General features: G+C 60.6%; 21 protein-coding genes. 9 read left to right on the top strand and 12 right to left on the bottom strand.

Features of this window, described 5'->3' with window-relative positions; genetic code table 11:
• Window positions 1-138: 138 nt before the first annotated feature.
• A complete protein-coding gene (locus ACYQ6M_RS19875; protein ID WP_460075155.1) occupies window positions 139-906 on the top strand; it encodes a FadR/GntR family transcriptional regulator in 768 nt (255 codons plus the stop codon).
• A gap of 17 nt (window positions 907-923) precedes the next feature.
• A complete protein-coding gene (locus ACYQ6M_RS19880) occupies window positions 924-2,060 on the top strand; it encodes an alpha-hydroxy acid oxidase (protein ID WP_023002107.1) in 1,137 nt (378 codons plus the stop codon).
• Between the two features lie 4 nt (window positions 2,061-2,064).
• On the opposite strand, the gene ACYQ6M_RS19885 is transcribed toward ACYQ6M_RS19880, so the two are convergent.
• Entirely contained in the window at window positions 2,065-2,865 is an 801-nt protein-coding gene (locus tag ACYQ6M_RS19885; RefSeq protein WP_460075157.1) for a helix-turn-helix transcriptional regulator, read from the bottom strand.
• Window positions 2,866-2,994: 129 nt separating this feature from the next.
• Between ACYQ6M_RS19885 and ACYQ6M_RS19890 the strand changes: the two genes are divergently transcribed.
• The gene (locus ACYQ6M_RS19890) at window positions 2,995-3,972 is read left to right on the top strand and encodes a threonine dehydratase (RefSeq protein WP_460075159.1); all 978 of its coding nucleotides are present in this window, start codon (window positions 2,995-2,997) and stop codon (window positions 3,970-3,972) included.
• A 56-nt stretch (window positions 3,973-4,028) separates the two neighbouring features.
• Here ACYQ6M_RS19890 and ACYQ6M_RS19895 read toward each other — a convergent pair whose 3' ends face one another.
• A complete protein-coding gene (locus ACYQ6M_RS19895) occupies window positions 4,029-4,727 on the bottom strand; it encodes a type 1 glutamine amidotransferase (protein WP_460075161.1) in 699 nt (232 codons plus the stop codon).
• A 156-nt stretch (window positions 4,728-4,883) separates the two neighbouring features.
• Here ACYQ6M_RS19895 and ACYQ6M_RS19900 point away from each other — a divergent pair, with 156 nt between their 5' ends.
• On the top strand, window positions 4,884-5,801 hold the full coding sequence (locus tag ACYQ6M_RS19900) for a DMT family transporter (protein ID WP_460075163.1): 918 nt from the start codon (window positions 4,884-4,886) through the stop codon (window positions 5,799-5,801).
• Between the two features lie 39 nt (window positions 5,802-5,840).
• On the opposite strand, the gene ACYQ6M_RS19905 is transcribed toward ACYQ6M_RS19900, so the two are convergent.
• Both ACYQ6M_RS19905 and ACYQ6M_RS19910 read right to left on the bottom strand, forming a co-directional pair.
• A complete protein-coding gene (locus ACYQ6M_RS19905) occupies window positions 5,841-6,731 on the bottom strand; it encodes a LysR substrate-binding domain-containing protein (protein ID WP_055657693.1) in 891 nt (296 codons plus the stop codon).
• A gap of 171 nt (window positions 6,732-6,902) precedes the next feature.
• A complete protein-coding gene (locus ACYQ6M_RS19910) occupies window positions 6,903-7,778 on the bottom strand; it encodes a LysR substrate-binding domain-containing protein (protein ID WP_006935582.1) in 876 nt (291 codons plus the stop codon).
• 263 nt (window positions 7,779-8,041) lie between these two features.
• Here ACYQ6M_RS19910 and ACYQ6M_RS19915 point away from each other — a divergent pair, with 263 nt between their 5' ends.
• Window positions 8,042-8,356 carry a DUF1127 domain-containing protein gene (locus tag ACYQ6M_RS19915; protein WP_023002113.1) on the top strand — a complete coding sequence of 105 codons (315 nt, stop codon included), beginning with the start codon at window positions 8,042-8,044 and terminating at the stop codon, window positions 8,354-8,356.
• Window positions 8,357-8,483: 127 nt separating this feature from the next.
• On the opposite strand, the gene ACYQ6M_RS19920 is transcribed toward ACYQ6M_RS19915, so the two are convergent.
• The 3 genes from ACYQ6M_RS19920 to ACYQ6M_RS19930 form a co-directional block, all read right to left on the bottom strand.
• On the bottom strand, window positions 8,484-9,263 hold the full coding sequence (locus ACYQ6M_RS19920; RefSeq protein ID WP_460075166.1) for a DUF937 domain-containing protein: 780 nt from the start codon (window positions 9,261-9,263) through the stop codon (window positions 8,484-8,486).
• Window positions 9,264-9,409: 146 nt separating this feature from the next.
• Window positions 9,410-10,783 (bottom strand): glutamate--cysteine ligase, encoded by a 1,374-nt coding sequence (locus ACYQ6M_RS19925; protein ID WP_460075168.1) that lies wholly within the window; start codon window positions 10,781-10,783, stop codon window positions 9,410-9,412.
• A 352-nt stretch (window positions 10,784-11,135) separates the two neighbouring features.
• Complete coding sequence (locus tag ACYQ6M_RS19930) at window positions 11,136-11,894, bottom strand: 16S rRNA (uracil(1498)-N(3))-methyltransferase (RefSeq protein ID WP_023002116.1); 759 nt, start codon at window positions 11,892-11,894, stop codon at window positions 11,136-11,138.
• A gap of 198 nt (window positions 11,895-12,092) precedes the next feature.
• On the opposite strand from ACYQ6M_RS19930, the gene xseA reads away from it, so the two are divergent.
• Both xseA and ACYQ6M_RS19940 read left to right on the top strand, forming a co-directional pair.
• A complete protein-coding gene (xseA, locus tag ACYQ6M_RS19935) occupies window positions 12,093-13,655 on the top strand; it encodes an exodeoxyribonuclease VII large subunit (RefSeq protein WP_460075170.1) in 1,563 nt (520 codons plus the stop codon).
• A gap of 120 nt (window positions 13,656-13,775) precedes the next feature.
• Window positions 13,776-14,372: a DUF805 domain-containing protein gene (locus tag ACYQ6M_RS19940; RefSeq protein WP_023002119.1), complete on the top strand. Its 597-nt coding sequence runs from the start codon at window positions 13,776-13,778 to the stop codon at window positions 14,370-14,372.
• Window positions 14,373-14,465: 93 nt separating this feature from the next.
• On the opposite strand, the gene ACYQ6M_RS19945 is transcribed toward ACYQ6M_RS19940, so the two are convergent.
• From ACYQ6M_RS19945 to ACYQ6M_RS19965, 5 genes are all read right to left on the bottom strand, one after another.
• Entirely contained in the window at window positions 14,466-15,836 is a 1,371-nt protein-coding gene (locus tag ACYQ6M_RS19945) for a TRAP transporter large permease (protein WP_023002120.1), read from the bottom strand.
• A complete protein-coding gene (locus ACYQ6M_RS19950; protein ID WP_023002121.1) occupies window positions 15,833-16,477 on the bottom strand; it encodes a TRAP transporter small permease subunit in 645 nt (214 codons plus the stop codon). Before ACYQ6M_RS19950 ends, ACYQ6M_RS19945 begins: the two co-directional genes overlap by 4 nt.
• A 76-nt stretch (window positions 16,478-16,553) precedes the next feature.
• Window positions 16,554-17,570, bottom strand: coding sequence for a C4-dicarboxylate TRAP transporter substrate-binding protein (locus tag ACYQ6M_RS19955; RefSeq protein ID WP_460075173.1), 1,017 nt, complete (start codon window positions 17,568-17,570; stop codon window positions 16,554-16,556).
• Window positions 17,571-18,010: 440 nt separating this feature from the next.
• Window positions 18,011-19,405 (bottom strand): sigma-54-dependent transcriptional regulator, encoded by a 1,395-nt coding sequence (locus tag ACYQ6M_RS19960; RefSeq protein ID WP_460075175.1) that lies wholly within the window; start codon window positions 19,403-19,405, stop codon window positions 18,011-18,013.
• Window positions 19,402-21,222, bottom strand: a complete 1,821-nt coding sequence (locus ACYQ6M_RS19965; protein ID WP_460075177.1) for a sensor histidine kinase — start codon at window positions 21,220-21,222, stop codon at window positions 19,402-19,404. Before ACYQ6M_RS19965 ends, ACYQ6M_RS19960 begins: the two co-directional genes overlap by 4 nt.
• A 155-nt stretch (window positions 21,223-21,377) precedes the next feature.
• Here ACYQ6M_RS19965 and ACYQ6M_RS19970 point away from each other — a divergent pair, with 155 nt between their 5' ends.
• Together ACYQ6M_RS19970 and ACYQ6M_RS19975 are read left to right on the top strand one after the other, a co-directional pair.
• Entirely contained in the window at window positions 21,378-22,211 is an 834-nt protein-coding gene (locus ACYQ6M_RS19970) for a universal stress protein (RefSeq protein WP_055657672.1), read from the top strand.
• A gap of 251 nt (window positions 22,212-22,462) precedes the next feature.
• The gene (locus tag ACYQ6M_RS19975) at window positions 22,463-25,192 is read left to right on the top strand and encodes a bifunctional acetate--CoA ligase family protein/GNAT family N-acetyltransferase (protein ID WP_152504626.1); all 2,730 of its coding nucleotides are present in this window, start codon (window positions 22,463-22,465) and stop codon (window positions 25,190-25,192) included.
• Window positions 25,193-25,251: the final 59 nt, after the last annotated feature.

The following is a 25,251-nucleotide window of genomic DNA, read 5'->3' on the forward strand; positions in this document are numbered from 1 at the left end:
GAAACCAATCCGCATTTTTGCCGCAGCAGACAATTGGGTTTCCGGAGCGACATTTCAGCAACAAATAATTGGACAAAAAAATTGACCAATTTTGAAAGCGGCGCTATTTTCCGCGGCAACAATTGGAGCGGGAGCGGCATGTTTCAGCCGGTCGATCATCAGAAAACGGCAAATGCCGTGGTGGAGCAGATCGAAGATCTGATCCTGAAGGGCGTGCTGCAGTCCGGCGACAGGCTGCCAGCCGAGCGCGACCTTGCCGACCAGATGAATGTCTCCCGTCCTGTGCTTCGCGATGCCTTGAAGACGCTTGAGGACCGCGAGCTGATTTCGTCGCGCCGGGGTGGCGGCACCTATGTTGCCGAGCTGATCGGCCCGATCTTTTCCGAAGCAGTGGTGCAGCTGATTGCCCGGCACCCTGGCGCGGTAAACGACTATTTCGAATTCCGGCGGGGCATCGAGAGCCAGGCGGCAGCCCTTGCAGCCGCACGGGCCGCCCCATCCGACCTTGCCCGGCTGCAGGACATTGTTCGCCAGATGCAGGAAGCGCATGACAACGAGGACCTGCCTGCCGAAAGCCGGCTGGACGTTGCCTTTCATCACGCGGTCGGTGAAGCGGCCCACAATGTGGTGATGCTGCACACTCTCAGGTCCTGTTACCGGCTTCTGGAAAACGGCGTCTTCTACAATCGCGGGCGCCTGTACCACCACCCGTCGGCACGGATCGAGCTGCTGCAGCAGCACAAGGCCATTGCCGACGCCATTCAGACCGGGGATGCCGACCGCGCGAGGCAGGCCTCGGAAAACCATATCGACTATGTGCGCGGCACCCTTGCCGAAACGAAGGATCTGGACCGGCGCGAGCAGCTGGCCGGCCTGAGACGGACCCGAAAACCGGCTCGCGCGTGAGCCTCAGGAGGAATTCGATGACTGTTGTGACCGATGTTGCCGACATGCAGGCCCTGGCCCGGCGCCGGGTACCGAAGATGTTTTACGACTATGCGGATACCGGTTCCTGGACGCAGAGCACCTACCGGGAGAACGAAGCGGCGCTGCAGCGCCAGAAGCTGCGCCAGCGCGTGGCCTGCAACATAGACAACCGCTCGGTCAAGACCACCATGATCGGCCAGGACGTAACGATGCCGGTTGCCCTTGCCCCTGTCGGCCTGACCGGGATGCAGCGCGCCGACGGTGAAATTCTCGCGGCCCAGGCCGCAGAAGAATTCGGTGTCCCTTTCACCCTGTCCACCATGAGCGTCTGCTCGATCGAGGATGTCGCCGAGAACACCAAGAACCCGTTCTGGTTCCAGCTCTACGTCATGCGCGACAGGGGCTTTTCGGAAAACCTGATGCAGCGTGCAACGGCTGCCGGCTGTTCGGCACTCGTGCTCACGCTTGATCTTCAGGTTCTGGGCCAGCGGCACAAGGATTTGAAAAACGGCCTGTCCACGCCGCCGAAACCCAAACCGCACGTTCTGCTGGATCTTGCCTTCAAGCCGCGCTGGTGCTGGCACATGCTGCAGACCAAGCGCCGCCAGTTCGGCAACATCCATGGCCACGTGTCCGGTGTTGGCGACATGACCTCGCTTGCCGAATGGACCAACAGCCAGTTCGACCCGACCCTCGACTGGTCCTCGGTGGAATGGGTGAAGTCCCACTGGAAGCGCAAACTCATTCTCAAGGGCATCAACGATGTGGAGGATGCGAAGATCGCGGCGGACGTCGGGGCCGACGCAATTGTCGTCTCCAACCATGGCGGCCGTCAGCTTGACGGAGCTCTTGCGTCCTATGAGGTGCTTCAGGACATCGTCGATGCGGTCGGCGACAAGATCGAAGTGCATTTCGACAGCGGCATCCGGTCCGGCCAGGATGTCTTCAAGGCCGTGGCAATGGGAGCCAAGAGCACCTACATCGGCCGCGCCTTCATCTATGGTCTCGGCGCCATGGGCAAGGAAGGGGTCTCGAAGGTGCTGCAAATGATGCACAAGGAACTGGACGTCACCATGGGCCTTTGCGGCGAAACCGACATCAAAAAGGTCGGCCGCCACAACCTGGTGCTCTGACGGGTCACCGCTCCGGGCGCGCGAACTTGGAGGGACTGACCCCGAGGCGCGTCCGGAAACTCGCCGTCATGTGGCTTTGCGAGGAAAAGCCCGACCTGAGAGCGATTTCCGAAAGCGGCTTGCCGGTGGAAACGATGAGCGCCCGGGCGCGCTGCAGCCGCCGGCTGACGATATAGTCGTAGGGCGACTGCCCACAGTAAGCCGAGAAGGCACGGCTCAGGAAACTGGCCGAAACGCCGATTTCCTGCGCCAGAACGGCAACGGACAGATTTGACCCGAGATCGGCCTCGATCCTGTCCGCCACTTTCCGAAACCGATTGCCTGTCATCCATCTGGCAGCCTTTCCAGGGCGCTGCGGCTTCAGCCCCGCCTCTGCAAGTGCGTTGATGCATGCTTCGGTTTCCAGATTATCCGGAGGCGTATCCGACAACAGCCACTTGCGCAGTCTGCCTGCGGCCATGGAAGCAGATTTCGACCGGATGTTGGTGCGGTAACACCCTTCCGTCAGACGGATTTCGCCACCGCTGACCAGAAGATATTCACCGCCCATTTCTGACCGGGAGCGGATGTCGCAGCCGCTGGGTGTCAAAGCCAGCGTGTTGGGCAAGCGAACGAAATCTTCTCGCTTGTCCGAAGCGATGGCATGGCTGCCCGATTGACAGTCAAACGCAAAGCCGATGGAGCCCGTCTCTGCCACGAAACCGACATCGTAACCGGCGGCCGGCAAAAGGCGGAGCCCATATCCGGCCATCTCCCGGTGGATGGGCACAGATCCAGGCTGGGTATGAACAGTGTCCGTTTGCATGGCGCGCAAACCTGACGCAGGAACAGGGGCCGCGCAAGTCCGAATAGGTTCAGGATCCTGAAAGACAGTGCGGACCACGCGGATATACTCGCGGCCGACCCACACCAAAAACCGGACCTGACCACGCCCATGACCGCTCTCTTCACCCTGGACGACCTTGAAGCCGCTTTTCCGATCGTGCGCCAGCTTGTGCCGGAAACGCCAAGCTATGCCTGGCCACTGCTGAAGGAGCGATTCGGCCTGGAAATCGCGGTCAAACACGAGAACCACACCCCGATCGGCGCCTTCAAGGCGCGCAGCTCTATCGTCTACATCCAGAAACATATCGAAGAACACGGCCGCCCCAGCGGCGTCGTAACGGCCACCCGCGGAAACCACGGCCAGTCCATGGCGCTGGCCGCCCGAACACTCGGCCTGCCCGCCACCATCGTGGTGCCGGAAGGAAATGCGGAGGGCAAGAACCGGGCGATGAAGGCCTTTGGTGCTGATCTCGTGATCGACGGTCGCGACTTCGACATTTCCCGGCGCACTGCCGAGCGACTGGCCCATGAAAGCGGTTTCCTGATGGTGCCGAGCTTTCACAGGAACATCGTCCTTGGCGTTGCGACCTACGCGCTGGAATTTTTCAGGGCGCATGACGATCTCGACGTGGTCTATGTCCCCGTTGGCATGGGTTCCGGCGCCTGTGGACTGATCACGGTGCGCGACCTTCTGGGGCTGAAAACCGAGATCGTTCCTGTCGTTACGGAAAACGCCCCCGCCTACCGGCTGTCCGTCGAAGCGGGAAAAATCGTGACCACGGAAACCGCAGCCACTTTCGCCGACGGCATGGCCTGCCGGGAGCCGGTACAGGCGGCGCTTGATATCCTGCAGACCGGTTCCAACCGGATCGCAACGGTTACGGATGACGAAATCGCTGCCGCCATCCGCGTCCTGTTTGCAGATACGCATAATCTTGCCGAAGGTGCCGGTGCTGCCGCCCTCGCCGCATTGATGCAGGATACGCCGAAGCTTCAAGGCAAGAAGGCCGGTATCATCCTGTCAGGAGGCAACCTGGACGAAACGGCAATGCAGACAGTTCTGACCGGCGGAACGCCGGTGGTCTGAATACCGGTATGACAATATCCCGGGACACAAACCCGGAACCAGAAGTGCGATAAGTCTCAAAGCAACGACAGCCAGGCCTTTGCAATTGCGGCTCCGGTCTCGTCGGCCTTTGCTGCATGGCGGGACGCTTCGGTGTCGAAACGACTGTGCCAGTCCGGCGTATGCGCACGAATGTCCTCACTGAAGGCTTCGCTCCAGTTACGTACTTCCGGAAGGCCGGTTTCGAAATGGAACTGGATTGCGTAGGTCAAATCGCCCATGCGGAAGGCCTGGACCGGTGTCATGGCGCTGCTCGCCAGAAGCACCGCCCCGTCCGGCAGCGTTACGGTGTCTGAATGCCAGTGGAACTGAGGAGCACCGGCCCCGAGCTTGCCGACCACAGGATCTTCCAGCCCTGCGTCGGTCGGTGTCACGTCGCGCCAGCCGAATTCAACCGGCAAGCCCAGAAGGTTCTCTCCACCAAAGGCGCGGGCGATCAGCTGCGAGCCCAGACAAATGCCGAGGACGGGCTTGCCGGCATCGTCAAAGACACGGATCAGGTCGCAGACCTTCGGCAGATGCGGATAGGCTTCGTCCGCCAGCGCATCCTGGGCTCCGCCCAACACGACCAAGCCGGCAAACGCATCGGTGGCTTGAGGAAGTGGCTCGCCTTCAAATGCCTTGACGGTGTGCCAGCTGTGACCTTCCTGCGTAGCGACACGACCGAGAATGCCAAGTTCCGTATGCTGATAGTTCTCAACGACGAGAAAATGCATGTTGTCCTCTAACCTGCTCACGAGCCTTACCGCTTCAATTCCGGCAGGACTTTATCCATGCGCAACCTTGATGAAAACATCAAAAACAATCATTTGCATTGAAGTGTCCTGACCGCCAATCTTAGGAACAACCTCCCCATAAAGATCGGTTCATTCATGAGCGTTGCATCCCCCAGCCTCCGGCCCGGCTCTGCCGGTTTCAGTGCAACCGACTATGGTCTTTACGCGGCGACGGTTCTTGCCTGGGGCTTCAGCTGGATTGCGATGAAGGGCCAGGTGGCAACGGTCGCGCCTGAAGTGTCTGTGTTCTGGCGCTTTGTGCTGGCAGCGTCGATCATGATGGCGTGGGCACGCGTTCGCGGACACCATCTTGCCTTCGGCCTTCAGGATCACCTGCGGTTTGCCGGACTTGGCGTGTTTCTGTTTTCCACCAACTTCACGCTGTTCTACTACGGCGCGGCCATTTTGCCGTCCGGTTTGCTGGCGGTGATCTTCTCGACCGCCTCGATCTTCAACCTGTTTCTGGGACTGATCCTGTTCGGCCAACGACCAAGCCCGATTGCTCTCGGTGCCGGGCTGCTCGGCTTTCTGGGTATCGGCCTGATGTTCTGGCCGAAGCTGGCCGGGGCAGAGTTCAACGACGAAGCTGCCATTGGCCTCGCCATGTGTGTCGGCGGCACGTTGTCCTTCTGCCTTGGCAACATGCTGTCGGCTGACACCCAGCGACGCGGCATCGGCGTTACACCGGCCACTGCCTGGGGCATGGTCTACGGCATGCTTTTCCTGGGGGTTTTCTCGGCCCTGCGCGGCCAGAGTTTTTCCGTCGAATGGTCCGTGAACTATTTCGGAAGCCTGATCTATCTGGCTGTTGTCGCCTCGGTCATCGCCTTTGCTTCCTACCTGACCCTGCTCGGCCGCATCGGCTCGGCGCGGGCAGGCTATGCCACCGTGATGTTCCCGGTGGTCGCTCTCACTCTGTCGACCATTTTCGAAGGCTATCAGTGGACGCCAGTGGCCGCCGCCGGTCTGGCCTGTGTCATCGGTGGCAACCTGATGATGCTGCGCGCCCGGTAGGTCCATCCCTGACACGAGAAGAAACCGGACGGCGGAGGTTTATTCCGCCGCCAGTTGCGTTGTGCCGCTGCCAACGTTGCCGATGGCCGCCACCAAGTGGTTGCACAACGTATCGTGCATGGTTTCGCGTGCCGTATCCGAGCGCAGCAGGGCGATGTCGCAATAGGGCAGCGTCGGAAAGCCGTCCTTCTCGTCCAGAATACGCATGCCGTCTCGAATTGCGCTTTCAGGAAACACCGTCACGGCGAGTCCGGCCTGAACCGCACCGACGAGAGCCGCCGCGCTGGAGCTTGTGTAGGAGACCCGGTAGGGGCGTCCCGCCCGGTCGAGCGCATCCATCGAAATCCGGCGCCAACCACAGGTCACCGGTCCGAGTGCCAACCGGACAACGTCCTGTGTGTGGGCGCAATGTTGGTTCGACGTAACCCAGTAGAGCGGCTCACGGCGAATGATTTCACCGCGCAGGTCCATCGTGTCCTGGGAGGTCGTGATGGCGACGTCGAGCGTTCCTTCCCGGATCGCATCCGTCAGCCGGGCACTGGACAGGCATTCCACCTGCACTTCAATGGAAGGATTGAGCCGGTTGAAGGCCGCCAACACCTGCGGCAGCAGCCGGTCGGCATAATCGTCCGGCACGCCGAGCTTCACATGGCCGACTTCCTTCTGGCCATTGAAGGCAGACAGGGTCTCGTCGTTCAACATGATCATCCGGCGGGCGAACTCGACCAGCCGCAGGCCGTTTTCCGTCAGCCGGGACTGGCGCCCGTCCTTGATGAAGATCGGCTGACCAACACGCTCTTCCAGCCGCCGCATCTGCATGGAGACTGCCGACTGCGTCTTGTGCACAGCCTCACCAGCCTTGGTAAAGCTTCCCAACTCCGCGATCGCCAAAAACGTTCGAAGTTGGTCGATGTCCAGTGCGTGATGCATGCAAGGACCCTATGAAATGAGCCACAAACCGGTGGTGAAATTTGAGATTCGAATTGATTTACTAAAGATACATCACAACTTCTTACACTTCAATCGATATTTGGCCAGCAGGACAAATCAATACTCTAGGTAAGATTTTGAAATCGTTCCGGGAATTCCGTTCGCCTGCAACTATTCGGCCGCGAGCGGAACCGAAAGGTTGTCGAGCGATGAAACAATGTGCTCGACCAGGGCATCCGTGACCCGGGAATTGTTATGCCAGGACCGCATGATACCGATTTCGCAATCGGGCAATTTCGGGAAACCCTCGGCTTCCGTCAGGACCCGCATGCCGGACCGAAGCGCAGATTCCGGCAGAACGGAAATGGCAAGCCCGGCCAGGACGGCGGCGCCGACTGCCGTAGAGTTCCAGCTTGAATAAAGCAGGCGATGTTCGCGCATCTGATCGCTGAGCGCATTGATCGCAGCCCGGCGCCAGTCGCAGGTAGCGCGCCCCAGCGCCAGAGGCAGAGGCGACTCGTTTTCCACCGCGTGGCGGGCCGAAACAACCCAGAGCAAAGGTTCGCGCCGTACCAGATCAACGTTCTTGCGACCACGCTTCTGTACGTGGGTGATGATCGCGACATCCAGCTCACCCTCGGCGATCATGTCGGCCAGATTGGGTGTCGGCGCGCAGACGACGCTGACCTCCGCCTTGGGGTTGGACCTGGAAAAGCGCGCCAGAATTTCCGGCAGGAACCGATCTGCGTAGTCGTCCGGTGTGCCCAGACGCACGAGCCCGGCAAGTTCCGTGTCATCGAAAGCGGCAAGCGTCTCGTCGTTCAATTGCACGAGCCGGCGCGCGTAGTGAAGCAGACGCTCGCCATGTTCGGTCAGGCGGGACTGCCGGCCAACACGGACAAAGAGCGGTTTGCCGATCCGCTCCTCCAGACGGCGCATCTGCATCGACACCGCCGACTGTGTCTTGTGCACATTGTCCGCCGCCTTGGTGAAGCTGCCGCTTTCGGCAATGGCCACAAAGGTCCGGAGCTGATCCAGGTCGAGCATGAGCGCCTCACTGATAAAGGATGCTCATATTTAACATGGCATCCATTTAAAGGGGAAATGATTTCGCGAAGCGGCCGCCTTGCTTGAATCGAAGCGCTTTGGGGATTTTGACTTCACAGAAAGTGATAATTTCAATCACAAACATTCGTTGGATTAATAGCAGCAAACAGTCCACATAGGGGATGTTCCACAACAAGCGACGCCAAATCAGGCTCGGAACAGGCAGTCGGAATCCCTCCGTCCGCCAACAGGAGAATTTTGCCATGACACATACAGCAAGCACCCCGTTCTTCGCTCTCTTCGGGCAGATGGTTGCCCGTGTATGGCGTGTGTCCAAAAACCGTCGTCAGTTCGCGGAACTGAATGACTGGTCCGACGAGCAGTTGAAGGACATCGGCCTGACGCGGAGCGACGTTCGACGCGCATTGGCCCAACCGTTCTATACCGATCCGACATCCCTGGTGAACGGATCATCAGCGCTCCGCGAGACCATCGGCTATAGCGCCGCCAATTCGGCGCAGGACAAGCCGATGATGACACTCGTGACCGAAAGCAAGACCCGCCAGCTGGCGGCCTGACCTTTCGGCTGACCTCCCCTCATTTGCAGCCCCTGTCGGCAAGCCTTGCTGACGAACCTGACCCGCCTCACCGGCGGGTCTTTTTTTTGAAAAAAAGCGTTAAGGGCGGCCCAAACCTGAAGACGTCTCAAACGTCGCGGAAATCCTTGGCGGCCTTTTCGAAGAAACTGTCGAAAGCCTTGAACTGGTTGGACTGGAAATCACGGCCGGCGGACATCCAGCTCGACACCATTTCCTCAAATTCGGACGCATTGCCCTCAGGGCCTTCCGGCTCGTCGTCCGGGGGCAATTCTTCTTCCTGCGGCTCGGGCTCAGGCTCTGGCTCTGGCGAGGCGGATTTCGTAACGATGCTGGCCGGTTGCAGGAACGCGCCCCAGAAGGATTGCATCGCCTCGGCATAGCCTTGCAGGTAGTCGACCGGGGTCGGCTGCGGTTTCGGCCGGCCTCTGGCAAAGCCGCGCAGATAGGCGTCAAGCAGGTTACGAGCTTCACCGTGGACGAAAGGCCTGGCGATCTGCCCCATGGCAAGCGTCGCCGCCACGGGCATCATTTCCTGGATAGCATCGCGCTGAAGGCCTGTGAGGCCGGAAATCTGGCTGGCAAGCGCCTTTTGAACAGCTTCAGGCCCGAAAAAGGGTGTCAGGGCCGCATCGGACGGGCTCTGGAACAGACCTGCGTAGCCGGCAAAGGGGTTTTGCGCGACTGTGCCAAGCGGCGACGTCTGCCCGAGGAACTCCGAAAAGCCCGGAACCGTGCTGCCGAAGTAGCGGAAACCGTTGAGCGCGGCGGGCAGGAGCTGCTCCATCACCCGGCTAAGGTCTTCATTCGACCAGCCGAAGCGGTTGCGCACATCTTCCGACAAGGAAAAGATGTCGAAGGGAGGAGCTCCCGTCTCGCTGCCAGTCATTTGCGTCGCTCCGCTCACGCTGTTGCAAGGCCTTGAGAAAAAAGACCGATCACAGACAGAGTGACGCTTCGCGGGCCTCAGGTCAATTCAGGCCTTTTGCGGACAGCGCCGGTCGCCCACAACTTGATGCTGCGGGCGGAGCTTGTTCAGTAGGCGTAGTCGCGGAAGACCTGGCTGATATCGCCCTTCCAGGAACCGTTATAGCGCTGCAGCAGAACGTCTGCCGGGCACATGCCGGAGGCGAGGCCTTCCTCGATGGGAGCCAGATGCACGCGCTCGTCAAGATCGCCATCGCTCAGGCGATTGCGACGCTTGAGACCTTCCTGGGACAGGGCAAGCACCTGTTTGGCGACATCCAGAACGGTGCCTGAGCGGAAAGGTGTCTGCAGGGCGGTTTTGGGAACGCCCGCACGAAGAGCCGCGCGTTCTTCCTGGGTCCAGTCCTTGACCAGTTCCCAGGCCTGATCGAGCACGCCCTTGTCGTAAAGCAGGCCGACCCAGAGTGCCGGCAGAGCGCAGATGCGCCGCCACGGGCCACCGTCGGCGCCGCGCATCTCGATGTATTTCTTCAACCGGACATCCGGGAAAAGCGTGGACAGGTGGTTGTTCCAGTCACCGATATTTGGCGTTGCGTCCGGAACCTTGCCTTCCAGCGCGCCGTTCATGAACTGGCGGAAAGTGGTGCCCGTAACGTCGTAGTAGGTCGAGCCGCGCTTGACGAAATACATCGGCACATCAACTGCCCATTCGACATAACGCTCGAAGCCGAAGCCTTCCTCGAAAGCGAAGGGCATGTCGCCGGTGCGGTCGTGGTCGGTGTCGGTCCAGATCTGGGCGCGGAAGGATTTGAAGCCGTTCGGCTTGCCTTCCGTGAAGGGCGAATTGGCGAAAATGGCGGTCGCGATCGGCTGCAGAGCCAGGCCGACGCGCATCTTGAGGGCCATATCGGCTTCGGACGAGAAATCGAGGTTCACCTGGATGGTGGAGGTCCGGTACATCATGTCGAGACCAAGCGAGCCGACCTTCGGCATGTAGTTGGTCATGATGTCATAGCGGGATTTGGGCATACGCGGCATGTCGGCACGCGACCATGTCGGGGTCATGCCGATGCCGAGGAAGCCGATGCCGAGCGGTTCGGCCACGCGGCGCACATCGGCAAGGTGCTGGTTGGCTTCGCGGCAGGTCAGATGCAGGTTGTCGAGCGGCGCGCCAGAAAGTTCGAACTGACCGCCCGGCTCGATGGAAATCGCGCCGCCGCCGCGGTCGTCTGCCAGACCGATGATCTTGCCGGCGTCCTCGATCCGCTCCCAGTTGATCAGCTTTTCCATGCCGGTCAGGATGGCCTCGACGCCCTTTTCACCTCCATAGGGAATTGGCGTCAGTTCGTTCAGGCAGAAGCCGAATTTTTCGTGCTCGGTGCCGATGAGAAACTTCTCTTCCGGCTTACAGCCCTCCTCGAGCGTCGCGGCAAGATCCGCAACCGTTTCAATCGGGGTGGAGTCGACCGTATCGCGGGCCATGAAAGCGTCCTAAAAACTGCGCGGCCCGTCAGGCTGCCCCCTACAAACCGCAGTGATCCGGCGCGTTCCGGGAGGAACGCTTTTGAGCCTCGGTGATTTAGGTTTCTTGAAACAAGAATGCAAGCAAGGAAACGACACCGAAGTGTGCGTGGTGATCATGCCGGTCCGTTTCAGGAACGCAAGCCGTTCGTCGGGGAATGTGCAACCGGCTTCTGCAACGGTGCCGATCCCAGCATTGCCCTGACCTCGCAGAGGAGCGATACCAGATCAAGCAAGGTCCCTTCCCCCAACGCTTTCACGTGATCCTGAAAATGAATAACGGTTCCGTGCAGCCGGACAGCCGGACAGCCGCCTACCTCCAGTCACCCACCGTTGCCTGCAGAACCGCCAGGGCCGCGACAGCGGCCGTGTCGGCACGCAGGATACGTGGGCCCAGGGGAATTGGCGTGACAAAATCGAGACTGCGCAGAAGAGACCGCTCCTCATCGGAAAAACCGCCTTCCGGCCCGATCAGTATGGCGAGCGGCTTCGGGCCGCTTTCCTTCATCTGGGCCAGGGTCAAAAGCGGATTGTTTGTCCCTTCCGCTTCATCGCAGAACAGCAACCTGCGGCCGGGCTGTGCTTCGTTCCAGACCGCAAGCACATCCGCCAGCGGCTGGGGCGCAAGAACTTCCGGCACGGCCAGCACACCGCATTGCTCGGCCGCTTCGATCACGTTTGCTTCCATCCGCTCAAGATTGATTCGGCTGGCCTGGGTATGCTGGGTCAGCACCGGCTTCAGGCTGCCAGCTCCCATCTCCACGGCCTTTTGCACCATATAGTCCAGCCGGGCGTGCTTGAGCGGCGCGAACATGTACATCAGGTCATTTGCCGAGGTTTGCTCGCGAGTGCGTTCCATCAGCTGCAAAGTGCAGTCGCGCCGGCCATTGCTGACGATCTTGGCCAGCCATTCGCCATCATTGCCGTTGAAGACAAGCACGTAGTCGCCATCCTTGAGGCGCAGAACGTTCAGCAGATAGTTCGCCTGGCTGCGGTCCGCATCTATGCGCGCGCCATCGGCAAGGATATGTCGCAGGAACAGTCGTTGCATATTGAACTCGTATTTGGCCATGGTGCTTAGGTATGCGCTCGATTGTGAGGGTTTCAAGGCGGTTCGGATGGCTGTGGAAGCTTCCACAGCCTATTCGATTCTTACGCGCCTGCTTAAGCCGTATCTTCTTTTCCCAAGCCTTGGGCAAAGGCGGTCCGCACGGTCCTTGACCCTGCCTCCCCGAACGGCCACTTTCGGGGCAGAAGAGGAATCACCTGCGTGAGCGAAACCCAGTCCAACGTCGCCGAATTCTCCGTCTCCGAAATTTCCTTCTCCATCAAACGTACGATGGAGGATGCTTTCGGTTACGTGCGTGTGCGCGGTGAGCTGGGCCGGATCTCCCGGCCGGGGTCCGGTCACATCTATCTGGACCTGAAAGACGACCGCTCGGTCCTGTCCGGTGTTATCTGGCGCGGGGCAGCCTCCAAGCTGAAGATCCAGCCTGAACAGGGGTTGGAGGTGATTGCCACCGGCAAGATCACCACGTTCCCGGGCCAGTCGAAATACCAGATGGTGATCGACTCCCTTGAACCGGCAGGAGCTGGCGCCCTGATGGCGCTTCTGGAAGAGCGCAAGAAGAAACTTGCCGCGGAAGGCCTCTTCGCCGAGGAGCGGAAGCGTCCGCTGCCGCCCTTGCCGAGTGTCATCGGCGTGGTCACTTCCCCGACCGGTGCCGTCATCCGCGATATCCTGCACCGGATCGCCGACCGCTTTCCGCTGCATGTGCTGGTCTGGCCGGTCCGCGTCCAGGGCGAGACCTCGGGTGCGGAAGTCGCCAACGGCATTCGCGGCTTCAACGCCCTGCAACCCGGCGGACCGATCCCGCGACCGGACGTCCTGATCGTAGCCCGCGGAGGCGGCAGCATCGAGGACCTGTGGGGCTTCAACGAGGAAGCGGTCGTCCGTGCAGCCGCAGACAGCCAGATCCCGCTGATCTCGGCCGTCGGCCATGAAACGGACTGGACGCTGATCGACCTTGCCGCCGACCTGCGAGCCCCGACGCCAACAGGCGCAGCCGAATTTGCCGTGCCGGTGAAGGCCGAGCTTATGGCCATGGTCGACGACCGTTCCCGCAGGCTCAATTCGGGCCTGGTGCGGTTCGTGACCACTCGGCGCACAGAACTGCGTGCCGCCAGCGCCGCCCTGCCCGCGCCGCAAGACCTTCTCGCCCTGCCGCGCCAGAAATTCGACACGCTGGCCAGCAGCCTGGAACGCGCACTGATCGTGAGCACCAGAACGCACCGGACCCATTACCAGAATTTTGCCGGGCGCCTGTCACCGTTGCTCCTGTCCCGCCTGAGCACGAAAGCCCGTCAGGATCTTGTCCAGGCGAGCGAGCGGAAGCAGCGCGCGCTGCAGGTCGCGGTCTCGCAAAAGCGGCATGCCTTCGAGGCCCTGGCCGTGCGGCTGACACCGGCCCGGCTCGCCCAGCAGACGACGCTCGGAACCGAGCGCCTGTCCGGTCTGGGGGACCGGCTTGACCGGGCCTATCTTGCCCGCCTGTCGCAGGAAAAGGCGCGCCTTGACGGTTTGCAGAAACTCCTGAAGTCGCTTTCCTACAAGGATGTGCTTGCACGCGGGTATGCCGTGGTGCGCGACGACAGCGGCCAGCCGGTGCGCTCGGCGGCAGCGATCGCGTCTGGTGCAGTCCTTTCCATAGAACTGGCGGACGGTACGGTTGACGCCGTCGCGCTCAGCGACAGCGCCGGCCCGAAGCCTGCCAAAGTGAAAAAACCGGCGACCGGCAAGGGACCGGCAACCAGCCAGGGCAGCCTGTTCTGAACGGGTAGAAAACCCTCCGCAATTTCACCAAGATTTAACCACGTCCCTTACGTCAATCTTAAGCTGGCTCGCGTAAGGTTACCTTCGTTCTGACAAGTAATTTTCGGACGGGGGATACTCATGCCTGTGCAGCGCAAGCAATTTGGAAAACGTGGACTGGACCCGCAAGGTCAGGGCCAGTGGGGCCCGAGCCAGAACGGCTATTCGGGCAACAATGCCTATGCTTCGAGCGCCGGCGGGTATGCGCGCGCCGGAGGCGCCGCCGTTCAGGTTGCCGGCGACAGCAGTCTTTCCATCATCGATGCGGTGATGCAGTTCCTCGGTTTCTTTTTCAGCTTCAACGGCCGCATCGGCAGGCTCGGTTACTGGGGCATCGGCACATTCAACCTGATCATGATGGTCGCGGTCATCTTTGCCTATTTCACCGCGATCGAGAACGAGATTCAATACTACGCAAACGCGGACGAACTACTGGCAAGCGGAAGTGGACTGACCATGTGGTTGCTGATCCTGCCGTTCTCCATTTCGAACCTCTCCGTTCAGGTTCGCCGGTTCCACGACAGGGATGTGTCGGGCTATTGGCTGCTCGTCTGGTTCATCCCGATTGTCGGCAGTCTCTTCGCCCTCTGTCAGGGGTTCGCCAACATGTTCTTCTCCGGCACACAGGGACCCAACCGGTTCGATACGCCGCAGAGCCAGGCTCACATCTTCGATTAACCCGAACCCGGGGCAATTCCCCGGCCAGCAACAAAAAACGCCGCCGGAAAAACCTTCCGGCGGCGTTTTGTTTTCTTCATCTCGGCTTTCCCGTCAGGCCATCAGCTCGGGCAGGATGGTGATGATCGAAGGGAATGCCAAAAGGCCTGCGATGGTCAGGACGTCTGCAACGAAGAACGGTACGCAGCCGCGGAAGACTTCCTGCACCGGAATATCCGGCCGCACTCCCGAGACAACGAAACAGTTCAACCCGATCGGTGGTGTGATCAGACAGAGTTCCGCCATCTTCACCACCAGAATGCCGAACCAGATCGAGCAGGCCTCACCCGACATGCCGAACGCACTGTCGGCAGCTGACACGCCTTCACCGCCGTTCAGCGCCATCACCGCAGGATAGACCACCGGCAGCGTGAGGATGAGCATGCCGATCGCATCCATGAACATGCCGAGAACGGCGTAAGCCAGGAGGATGCAGACCATCACCACCCAGGGCGAATAATCCAGGGCGACGATGAAGTCCTTGAAGGCGTCCGGCAGGCCGGCAAAACCCAGGAACCGCACGTAGACAAGCACGCCCCAGATCAGGGTGAAGATCATCACCGTCAGTTTCGCGGTCTCGTGCAAGGCCTGGCCGAGCTGCTTGGTGCGCATGCCTTTCATGAACGCAACGACCAGCACCACGAAGGCTCCGAGCGAACCGGCTTCGGTCGGGGTGGCCAGACCGAAGAAGAACGAACAGAAGATGATCGCGACGACGGCGATGATCGGCAGAGTTCCGGGCACGCTTTCGAAGCGCTCTTTCCACGTAAAGCCGCCGACCGGTGGTGCATCGCCACGCCAGGCGGCAACGGCCACGATGATGCCGACGTAGATCAATGCCGAGAACACGCCCGGCAGGAAACCGGCGATCAAGAGCTTGCCGACCGACTGTTCCACCAGAATGGCGTAGATCACCAGGATTGCGGACGGCGGGATGAGCGAGGCCAGCGTGCCACCGGCGGCAACGACGGCAGCCGACAGTCGTTTGGAATAACCGGCGGCCAGCATTTCGGGAATGGCGACACGCGCAAAGACCGCGGCTGTTGCCACCGATGCGCCTGATACAGCTGCGAAACCGGCAGTGGAGAACACCGTGCCTACGGCCATGCCGCCCGGCAGCCAGCCCAGCCAGCGCTTTGCCGCTTCGAAAAGCTGCTTGGTAAACCCGGCGTAGAAAGCCAGGAAGCCGATCAGAATGAATGTCGGCAGCACCGACAGGGCATAGGTGACCGACTTGGAATGCGGGATCGTGCCGGCCATCTGCAAGGCCACGAAGAAGCCTTTCGAGAACCCCATTTTCAGGGAGAACAGCACGATAAGGCCGACCAGTCCCGTAAAGGCCGCGGCAAAAGCCACACGCACACCCAGGACGACGAGGACCAGCAGGACGCCGGTCATCAGGAGGCCAACTTCAAACGGCGTCATCGCGCGCCTCCTTCTTCCACGTCATCGCCAAAGGCTTCTTCGATCTCGTGTTTGGCGTGTTCCTCGACACCCTCGATCATCGGCACGCAATAGGCTTCACGAGACGGGTTCACGACCAGACGGGCGTACCCGTAGATCTGCATGCACAGGCGCAGGAACAGGAGACTGAGCGCGACCGGAACCATCAGCTTGGACGGCCAGGTCGGCAGGCGAATATCCATGGTGCTGTCGCCGATCGTCCAGGACCGGTCGAAATGGTACCAGGAGCCCCAGATCAGGAGCGCGACCGTGAAGGCGATCAGGATGACACCCAGCATTTCGCAGATGTAAAGCGTCCGGCCGCTGAGCCGGCCGAGCACAATCTCCATGCGGATATGGCCCCCGACGCGTTGGCAATAGGCAATACCGGCGAAGGCGAAGATGGCCATTGCCTGTTCGGTGATGTCGATGAAACCGGGTACCGGGGTGTTGAAGCCCAGGCGGCCGACAACCTGAAGGACGGCCAGCAGCATCAAGGCCAGGATGGCTCCTGCGGCAAACAGGTTGAAGGCATTCTCGACGTGAGCGAGCCAGCCGTCGAAGCGGATATAGGTGACCGGGCGCTCCGAAACGGAACGTCCTCCGGGATCGATTGTGTTCATGAGTTAAGCCCCGAGCATTGGCTTCCCGGCGCAGGTCGCGCCGGGAAGAGTGTGAAACAGTCCAGGCTTGCCGGGCTTATTCCGCGAGGGTCGACTTGACCATGTCCAGGATGTCCTGCGCCGGCAGACCGTTGGCGGACTGCTCTTCCACCCAGGCGGCCTGGATCGGACCGGCCTTTTCGGCAAATGCAGCCAGTTCGGCATCGGAGAACTCGACCTGCGTCACACCACGGCTTTCCAGTTCCGGCCACCACTTTTCGTAGACCTTGTCATAGGTCTCCAGGTAATGCGCCAGGGCCGGCTCAACCGAGCTTTCGAGAGCTGCCTTGAAGTCGTCCGGAAGAGCGTTGTAAGCGTCGACATTCACGATCACCGGGCACTGCACGGTTCCCGGGTTCAGGTTCTTGGTCCACCAGTTGGCGACTTCAACCACCTTGAACGACAGATGCGCATGCGGTGCGAAGCTGGCAGCCGCCACCGTGCCGGAATCAATCGCCTGATAGGTTTCCGAAGCGGTCACGGAGGTCGGCACCGCGCCGACAGATTCCATCAACTGGCCGATGCCGCCAAGGGCACGCACGCGCATGCCGTCAAAGTCGGAAATCGAGCTCGGCACATCGCCCTTGCCAGCAAAGTTGTACTGCGGCATCGGCGAAGGCATCAGAGCCTGAGCGTTCCAGCGGCCAAGGTCTTCCTTCACAGCGGGATGTTCATAGAGCTTCATCGATACCTTGATTTCCTGGTCAAGGTCCTTCACGCCCAGGAACGGCAGTTCCAGAACCGTCAAGCTCGGGTTCTTGTCCGGGTGATAGGAGGCGCAGATCTGCGCCATTTCGAACGCACCGAAGGAAATGCCGTCGAGATTCTCGCGAGACTTCGACAGAGCTTCACCGTACTGCAGTTTGATTTCGAACTTGCCGTCGGTCTTTGCGGCCACTTCTTCGGCCAGCTTTTCGACATGCTCGGTAAACGCACGGCGCTTGCCCCATAGCGACACGTTCCAGGTTACGTCGGCGGCGAAGGTTTCGGTGGCGAATACCAGAGACAGCGCAGCCGCGGATACAGCGGTTGCGGATTTCAGTGAAAAGAGCATGCAATCCTCCCAAGACGTTTGCTCATTTCCTTGACAGCTCGGCCTGAACACCTCCGCGCACAAGCCCGTGCCAAGTCGATGAGCCTGTAGCATGACCCGTGCCAGTTCTTGCTGGCAACACTTTCCGGCAGGAAATCGATGCTTCTTTCCGCCCCACCCGCGAATTGCTGCAGTGCAGCTCGGCAAGATCTTGCCGATAGCCCGATACCCTCGGCGGATTTCCGCCGGTTCGGGATGATGTGGGGAACTTGTCTGCCAGCTTCGAACCGCCGTCGCATTTCCCGATTACCTCCATCCTGAGGCGGACCATCAGGTCCGTCTCCTAGGATGCGCGGCACACTCGGGAGCCAGCGGCCCGTCCTTCGAGACAGCGCTCACGCGCTTCCGCAGGATGAGGCTGGATGTTGGGGCATCGTTCGGGTGAATGCTCTGAGGAATGCCTATCCCTCGACAATCTCGGCATTCGCCTGATCGCGGCTGAGGCCGAGGCGGGTCATTTTTTCGTTGAGCGTTCGCCGCGGCAGGTTGAGTTCCTGCATCACGTCGGCCATCCGCCCACCGTGACGACGCAAGGCACCTTCGATCAGGTTGCGCTCATAGGCGTCCATTAGCTCCTTCAGGCCACCTCCAACGGGAACCGGTCCCGTTTCCCGCTGGCCGGTCACCAGTTCTTCCAGCGGCTGCGGCGTGACCGGTGCGTTGAGCACGAAGCGCTCGGCGGCATTGCGCAGCTCCCGGACGTTTCCCGGCCAGCCATAGGTTTGAAGGAAAGCCTCGTCGCGGGCGCTTGTGGCCGGGGCATCCAGACCATACTGGGCGGCGAAGCGGTTCAGGAACGTGTCGAACAGCAGGAGCGCATCACGGCCTCGCTCGCGCAGTGGCGGTACCCGCAGTTCAATCGTATTCAACCGGAAGAGCAGGTCCTCGCGCAGCCGTCCGCTGCGCACTGCTTCCCTGGGGTCGACATTGGCGGCGCTGACCAGACGGATATCGACATCGACGGGTCTTGTGCCGCCGATACGGTCTACCTTTTTCTCCTGCAGCACGCGCAACAGCTTCGGCTGCAACGCCAGCGGCATGGAGACGATCTCGTCCAGGAACAGAACGCCGCCACTTGCCGCCTCGATCCTTCCTGTCCTTTGCTTGTCTGCACCGGTGAAAGCGCCGGCCTCATGGCCGAACAGCTCCGCTTCCACCATGGCCTCCGGCAGGGCTGCCGCGTTGATCGCCATGAACGGCCCCGCCTTGCGCGGGCTGAAATCATGCAATGCCTGGGCAATCACTTCCTTGCCTGTGCCGGTTTCACCGGTAATGAGAACCGCAGCATCCGTTGCAGCGAAATGCAGGATCTGCTGGCGCAGGGCATGCATGGCGGGGCTATTGCCGATCAGGCGGCTTTCCAGCCCCGCGCTATCGAGCAGTTGCGTGCGCAGCGAACGGTTCTCCAGAACAAGTGCACGCCTGTCGCATGCCCGGCGAACCACGTCGGCAATCAAATCTGGATCGAACGGCTTTTCGACAAAGTCATAAGCCCCGGCCCGCATCGCCTCGACCGCCATCGGCACATCGCCGTGACCGGTAATTAGCACCACCGGTAGATCCGCGTCGAGCGCCCCGATCTTGCGCAGAAGCGAGACGCCGTCTTCCCCGTCCAGCATCACATCCGAAACGACGCAACCCCGGAATTCGGCGGACAATCTGGCAAGCGCCTGACCTGCCGTTGCAACTTCATGGGTTTCAAAACCTGCAAGTCTTATCCATTGGCGCAGGGCCGCGCGCATGGACGGATCGTCGTCGACGATGAGAACTGGAGTCTTCTGGGAAAGGTCGGTCATTCTGCGGCTTCTGGTTCCCGTTCGGTCCTGGTGCCGGAGGCCCTGTCACCGGCGCTGTTACTGGCTCTTTCACTGGCTTTCTCGCCGGACAAGGCAGGCAGACGCAATTCGAACACAGCACCCTTGGGGGTGTTTGCGCGCACCGACAAGCTGCCGCCAAGGTCCTCCGCCAGCCGCATCGATATGGCAAGGCCGAGCCCCATGCCCCCGCTGCTGGTCTTGGTGGAAAAGAACGGGTCGAAGATCCGTTCTTTCAGGTCCTCCGGGATGCCGGGGCCGTTATCGGAAATTGCCAGCACCAGCTCTGTCCCTTGCCGTTCCGCGTGCAGTTTGACTTCACCGGCCTCTTCGCCCGCCGTTGCATCGGCACCATTGCGCAAGAGATTGACCAGGATCTGCTCGATCCTGAGCGGTGCGGTTTCCGCCTCCAGCGGATCGGATGGAAGGTCCAGTTTCAAAAGGCAGCCGGTCTCTTCAAACCGGGGCCGCACGATCTTTTCGGCGGTCCGGACACTTTCTGTCAGGTCAATCTTCTCGATACGGCTTTCACCGGGCCGCGCAAAGCGCTTCAGTTCCTGCGTGAGGCTGGCCATGCGCATCTGCAGGGAATCGATTTCGTCAAGGTTTTCCGAGGCGGTTTCCGTGTCGCCCTTTTCCAGGAACTTGCGTGTTCCGGCAACGAACATGCGCAAGGCTGCCAGCGGCTGGCTGAGTTCGTGGACCACTGCCGCGGACATCTCGCCCACAGCCGCCAGACGGCTCGAACGGGCAAGGCCGCGCTGTGCTTCCAGAAGCTCTTTCTCAACACGCCGCCGCTCCTGAATCTCCTCCACCAGACGAGTGTTCAGCTCTTTCAGTCCGGCCGATTCCTGACGCAGCAACGCAGAGGCCTTGCGCAGGCGCCGACCGCGCAGCACGAGGACGATGACCGCATACACAAGGCAGAGCGAAATGGTTGCCGCCCAGATCGGCAGCACGCTCTTGCGGGTCTCCTCCACCGGGACCAGGAAATGCAAGGTCCAGCCAAGCAGGCCGACATCCGCCGAATTGTGCCGGTAGTTCTTGCCGTCGATGACGAGCTGCTGTCTTTCCTGATCCAGACTATCGCTGACCGGGGACAATTCCCGACCGGCATACTGGCGCGTTGCCTCAATCATCTGGCGCACCTCCTGCGGCAGCGCCGTCAGCGTCCGGTAGCGCCAATCGGGCTGGCTCGACAGGAAAATCACGCCGTTGGCGTCAGAGGCAAAGACGGTCTCACCACCTTCGGCCCAGGCTTCTTCCAGGGGGCCCATGTCCACCTTGACCACAGCCACACCAACCGGCTTGCCGCTGACCGGCGTCGGCCGTGCCAGGAACAAGCCCGGCTCGTCCGAGGTCGCGCCGATTGCAAAGAACCGGCCTTCCTCGCCTTCAATGGCGGCTGAAAAATAAGGCCGGAAACCGTAGTTACGGCCGACCAGCGACAAGTCTTCCTGCCAGTTGCTGGACGCCAGGGTCGTGCCTTCGGCATTCATGACATAGAGCAGATCCACGCCTGAATTTTCGGCCATTTCCTGCAGGAACCGATTGGCGCTTTCCGATGGCTGGCCAAAGCCCAGCGCTGACGTTGCGCGGGGATCCCGTGCAATCATGTAAGGCAGATAGCGGTACTTCTGGTATTCGCCCAAAATCGTCTGGCGATAAAGCGTCAGCCGCTCGGCGGCCTTCCTGTCAACGCTGTCCTCATCCAGCTCCATGAAGAGCTGAACCAGCATGAAGGCGACAGCCACGAGCAGGAACGGTGGCAGGGCCAGATAGAGCCAGCGGTTTGACATGGCTCCATATTGCGCATTTTTTTCATTCCCGCCACCCGACCGGCTATCAGAACAAGATGGTGACATTGATGCGCGTCAAGGACTCACCACATTCAGACCTATAGATTTTTAACGAGGCTGGTTCGACGACATGATACCGGCCGCAGGAGGGATATATGCCTATCAAAGATATTTTGACCGTTCTGGATCTCGCAGGTGACCAGCCGGCCGCCAAATACGCCCTGGAATTCGGCCGAAACTACGATGCCCATGTCACCGGACTGGCGGTGTCGTTCGAGCCGGTCGTTCCCGCATTCGCGGCCGCGCCGATGCCGGTCGACTATTTGCAGGCAGCGCACGAACAGGCGGTTGCCGCGGCCACCGAGGCCAAGAAGGAATTCGACGAGCTGGCCCGTCTGGCAGGTGTGAAGAGCGAAAGCAGGCTCGCGGAAATCCTCACCGGCGGCCCACTGGAAAACGTGCTGGTTCATTGCCGCCCGACAGACCTGGTGGTCATCGGTCAGGCCAATCCGGATAAGCCGGAGCCGATGCGTGAACTCTTGATCGAGACCGTCCTGTTTGAAAGCGGCGTACCGGTTCTGCTTGTGCCCTATATCGGCAGCAAATCCTTCCAGCCGAAGAATGTGCTGGTTGGCTGGGACGGCAGCTCCACCGCGACACGGGCCATCCATGCGGCTCTGCCCGTTCTGGAAAAGGCGGAGAAGATCACGGTCCTGGTTGTCGAGAAGAAAGCCACCAAAGCAACCGGCCAACCGGGTGCCGACGTCGCCAACTATCTGGCGCGCCACAACATGGATGTCACCGTCGAGGTTGTCACCAACCCGCAAGCCGGCATTGCCGACACGGTGCTCAACCATGTCTCCGACAATAGCAACGATCTGGTCGTGATGGGCGGTTACGGCCACAGCCGCATGCGTGAATTCCTGTTCGGCGGGGCAACCCGGGAAATCCTGGAAGCCATGACCGTACCGGTTCTGATGGCCCATTAAGCCATCGGCGCACACTCGATCGCCGAGATTTTGCGATGCATGAAGCCCGCGAACCTGACACACTCCGGTCCGCGGGCTTTTTTTGACCGGAAAACATGATGAAACTGCAGGCTCGAAACACCGGCAAGGCCGGACGCTCGTCTGCAACCACCCTGTTGTTTTTCGCTTCTTGTTCGTGAATTTTGTGACGCGCGACCTAGGTTCGTTTCAGACGCCTCGTTCCTTGCGGAGCTTTTCAAAGGATCGATCTCATGACCATTCGCAACCTCGACGGTTTCTTTGCGCCAGGATCGATAGCCATTATCGGCCCTTGCAGGCATCCGGGCGTCCTGACCAGCAAGTTGATTTCCTGCCTGCAGGATATCGAGGCCGGCCATCCGGTAACGCTCGTCGGGATCGATGAGGATGTCCCTTTCAAGGGACGAAAGGTCGCTCGGCTGGCCGATCTGGAGAAAATGCCGGATCTGGCAATTTATCTCGCCAAAGCGGAAGCGCTGCCGGAAAAGATCCGGATCCTTGCTGCTGGTGGGACGAAGGCCGTGCTTATCCCTTCGCCCGGCTTTGAAACCTGGCCTGAAGAGTTGCTTCAGGAGTGCCGCGAAGCCGCGCAGGCGACCAACTTGCGACTTATCGGACCAGGCACGCTTGGCCTTGCCGTTCCCGCCAGGGGACTTAACGCACTCCTCAGCGCGGAGCGCCCCGAAAAGGGGGAAGTCGCGTTTTTCGCTCGTTCCGGTGCCGTGCTCAATGCAACGCTTTCCTGGGCGAAGACCCACAATACCGGATTTTCCGCTGTCGTTTCTCTCGGCGCGCGGATGGATGTCGATATCAGCGACCTGATCGACTATTTCGCGCAGGACTATCATACCCGTGCGATCGTGCTTCACCTGGAAGGCATCGCGGTCCCGCGAAAATTCATTTCCGCCGCGAGGGCAGCTGCCCGCAGCAAGCCGGTAATCGTGATCCGCTCCGGCAAGAGCCGGGATACAGGCGGCTCGGGCAGAACCCACGCCGGGCGTCTCGCGCGGACTGACAGGGTTTATGAGACCGTGTTTCGCCGCACCGGCCTTTTGCGGGTGCATGATCTTGACGAGATGTTCGAGGCACTGGAAACCCTCTCCCACATTCGCGTTCCCCGCTGCGACAAGCTTGCCGTCATTGCGAACGGTCGCAGTCTTGCCAGTCTTGCCGTCGACAGGCTGATGGATCTGGGTGGATCCTTCGCCGAGCTTGGCACCGAAACTCGTACAGCTCTTGAAGACACCAGCCGGAGCCATGCCGGCCTGTCGGTGACACCCGCTGCCGATGGTTCGGTAATCCTGAAGGAGAACGTGACACCGGAACAGATCACCGAGGCAATCGTCACGGTGTTGAAAGACCCGAATGTGGATGGTGCCGTCGTGCTTCAGGCTGCCAGTGCCTTCCAGCCCTTGTCGGCCATCGCAAAGGCAATTGCCGATGCGGCGGCGCTGGACAGGCGACGCACCGGGCGGCGCAAGGCCCTTGTCGCCGGTCTTATCGGTGGTGATGGGGCAACGCGTGCAGCCCTTTCCGAAGCGCGCATCCCGAACTATGCCAGCCCGGCAGAGGCTGCCCGCAGCCTGATGCATCTGGCGCATGATGCGCAGGCGCGCGAATTCCTTATGGCGGCCCCGGCCAGCCTGCCCAGCACGTTTTCACCCGATGTTGCGCGGGCACGCGGCATTGTCACAGCGGCGCTACAGGAAGACCGCACCTGGCTCAGCCCGCCGGAAGTGGTCTCCGTTCTGGAAGCATATGATCTGCCGATCATGGCAACCGCCATGGCGACAACGCCAGAGGAAGCCGGCAAACTGTCGGAGCCTTTCTTCAAGACCGCGGCTCATTGCGTTGCCAAGCTGATTTCGCCGGATCTGCCGTTCAAGTCGCGCATCGATGGTGTGCGGCTGGGGCTGGAAAGCCCTGAAGCCGTCCGTCACGCGGCAGAAGAACTGATCGAAAAGACCAGACGGGACTACCCGGACGCCCGGATCGCCGGGCTCTCCATTCATCCGATGCTGGAAGACCGGCACGGGCTGGAACTTTATATGGGTGTTGCCGAAACACAGGACTTCGGTCCGGTCCTGGTGTTCGGCCATGGTGGTACCGCAATCGAGGAAAGCGAAGACGTCGCGCTGGAATTGCCGCCGCTGGATCTCAATCTGGCAGAAGCACTGATTTCCCGCACACGAATTGCCCGGCTTCTGGATGGCGGACCGGCGCGCCCGGCCCTCGACAAGGCAGCCCTTGCCCAGGCGCTGGTAAAACTCTCCCAGATAACCATCGATATTCCCGAGATACAGGAACTCGACATCAATCCGCTGGTTGCCCTGCCGAGCGGGCTTATCGGGCTCGATGCCCGCATGACGTTATGCCATCCGGAAAAGCGACCGGGACGTGCCGGCAGTTCCCGCCTGGCCATCGCCCCCTATCCCCAGGAATGGGAACAGACACTTGAGTTGAAGGATGGGCACGAGATCTTCATCCGGCCCGTGCGCCCGGAGGACGAGGACCTGTTCAAGACGTTTTTCGAACAAGTGACGCCCGAAGACCTGCGCCTAAGGTTCTTTGCACCTGTGCGCGATTTCAGCCACAGGTTCCTGTCCCGGCTGACGCAGCTCGACTATGCCCGCGCAATCGCCTTTGCTGCCATCGAGCCCAAAGACGGAAGCTTGCTCGGCGTCGTCCGCCTGCACGCGGATCCCGACCATCAAACCGGCGAATACGCGATCATGGTCCGCTCCGACCTGAAGGGACAGGGCCTCGGCTGGACCTTGATGAAACTGCTCATTCGCTACGCCAGGGAAGACGGCATCGAGGTCATCAAGGGCGAGGTTCTGAAAGAAAACACCTCGATGATCTCCATGTGCCAGTCGCTCGGCTTTTCCGTCGGCACTTCTCCGGACGATCCCGGCATAGCCCTCGTGACGCTGCCTGTGGCGGAAGTGCCGGAACAGATCTGAACGCGTTGTGCAGTCCGCAACGCATCTGATTTCCGTTTGCCTGTCAGCACGCCCACATG

This window comes from Roseibium sp. ROS1, assembly GCF_054658215.1.

Excerpts from the sequence above, each read along its gene's own strand:
- ACYQ6M_RS19960 (WP_460075175.1), bottom strand. The coding sequence starts at position 19,405 with ATGACCGACCTTTCCCAGAAGACTCCAGTTCTCATCGTCGACGACGAT.
- ACYQ6M_RS19930 (WP_023002116.1), bottom strand. The coding sequence starts at position 11,894 with ATGGCCAAATACGAGTTCAATATGCAACGACTGTTCCTGCGACATATC.
- ACYQ6M_RS19915 (WP_023002113.1), top strand. The coding sequence starts at position 8,042 with ATGACACATACAGCAAGCACCCCGTTCTTCGCTCTCTTCGGGCAGATG.
- ACYQ6M_RS19970 (WP_055657672.1), top strand. The coding sequence starts at position 21,378 with ATGCCTATCAAAGATATTTTGACCGTTCTGGATCTCGCAGGTGACCAG.
- ACYQ6M_RS19905 (WP_055657693.1), bottom strand. The coding sequence starts at position 6,731 with ATGCATCACGCACTGGACATCGACCAACTTCGAACGTTTTTGGCGATC.
- ACYQ6M_RS19910 (WP_006935582.1), bottom strand. The coding sequence starts at position 7,778 with ATGCTCGACCTGGATCAGCTCCGGACCTTTGTGGCCATTGCCGAAAGC.
- ACYQ6M_RS19975 (WP_152504626.1), top strand. The coding sequence starts at position 22,463 with ATGACCATTCGCAACCTCGACGGTTTCTTTGCGCCAGGATCGATAGCC.
- ACYQ6M_RS19895 (WP_460075161.1), bottom strand. The coding sequence starts at position 4,727 with ATGCATTTTCTCGTCGTTGAGAACTATCAGCATACGGAACTTGGCATT.
- ACYQ6M_RS19955 (WP_460075173.1), bottom strand. The coding sequence starts at position 17,570 with ATGCTCTTTTCACTGAAATCCGCAACCGCTGTATCCGCGGCTGCGCTG.
- ACYQ6M_RS19890 (WP_460075159.1), top strand. The coding sequence starts at position 2,995 with ATGACCGCTCTCTTCACCCTGGACGACCTTGAAGCCGCTTTTCCGATC.
- ACYQ6M_RS19950 (WP_023002121.1), bottom strand. The coding sequence starts at position 16,477 with ATGAACACAATCGATCCCGGAGGACGTTCCGTTTCGGAGCGCCCGGTC.
- ACYQ6M_RS19945 (WP_023002120.1), bottom strand. The coding sequence starts at position 15,836 with ATGACGCCGTTTGAAGTTGGCCTCCTGATGACCGGCGTCCTGCTGGTC.
- ACYQ6M_RS19875 (WP_460075155.1), top strand. The coding sequence starts at position 139 with ATGTTTCAGCCGGTCGATCATCAGAAAACGGCAAATGCCGTGGTGGAG.
- ACYQ6M_RS19925 (WP_460075168.1), bottom strand. The coding sequence starts at position 10,783 with ATGGCCCGCGATACGGTCGACTCCACCCCGATTGAAACGGTTGCGGAT.
- ACYQ6M_RS19900 (WP_460075163.1), top strand. The coding sequence starts at position 4,884 with ATGAGCGTTGCATCCCCCAGCCTCCGGCCCGGCTCTGCCGGTTTCAGT.
- ACYQ6M_RS19940 (WP_023002119.1), top strand. The coding sequence starts at position 13,776 with ATGCCTGTGCAGCGCAAGCAATTTGGAAAACGTGGACTGGACCCGCAA.
- ACYQ6M_RS19880 (WP_023002107.1), top strand. The coding sequence starts at position 924 with ATGACTGTTGTGACCGATGTTGCCGACATGCAGGCCCTGGCCCGGCGC.
- ACYQ6M_RS19920 (WP_460075166.1), bottom strand. The coding sequence starts at position 9,263 with ATGACTGGCAGCGAGACGGGAGCTCCTCCCTTCGACATCTTTTCCTTG.
- ACYQ6M_RS19965 (WP_460075177.1), bottom strand. The coding sequence starts at position 21,222 with ATGTCAAACCGCTGGCTCTATCTGGCCCTGCCACCGTTCCTGCTCGTG.
- ACYQ6M_RS19885 (WP_460075157.1), bottom strand. The coding sequence starts at position 2,865 with ATGCAAACGGACACTGTTCATACCCAGCCTGGATCTGTGCCCATCCAC.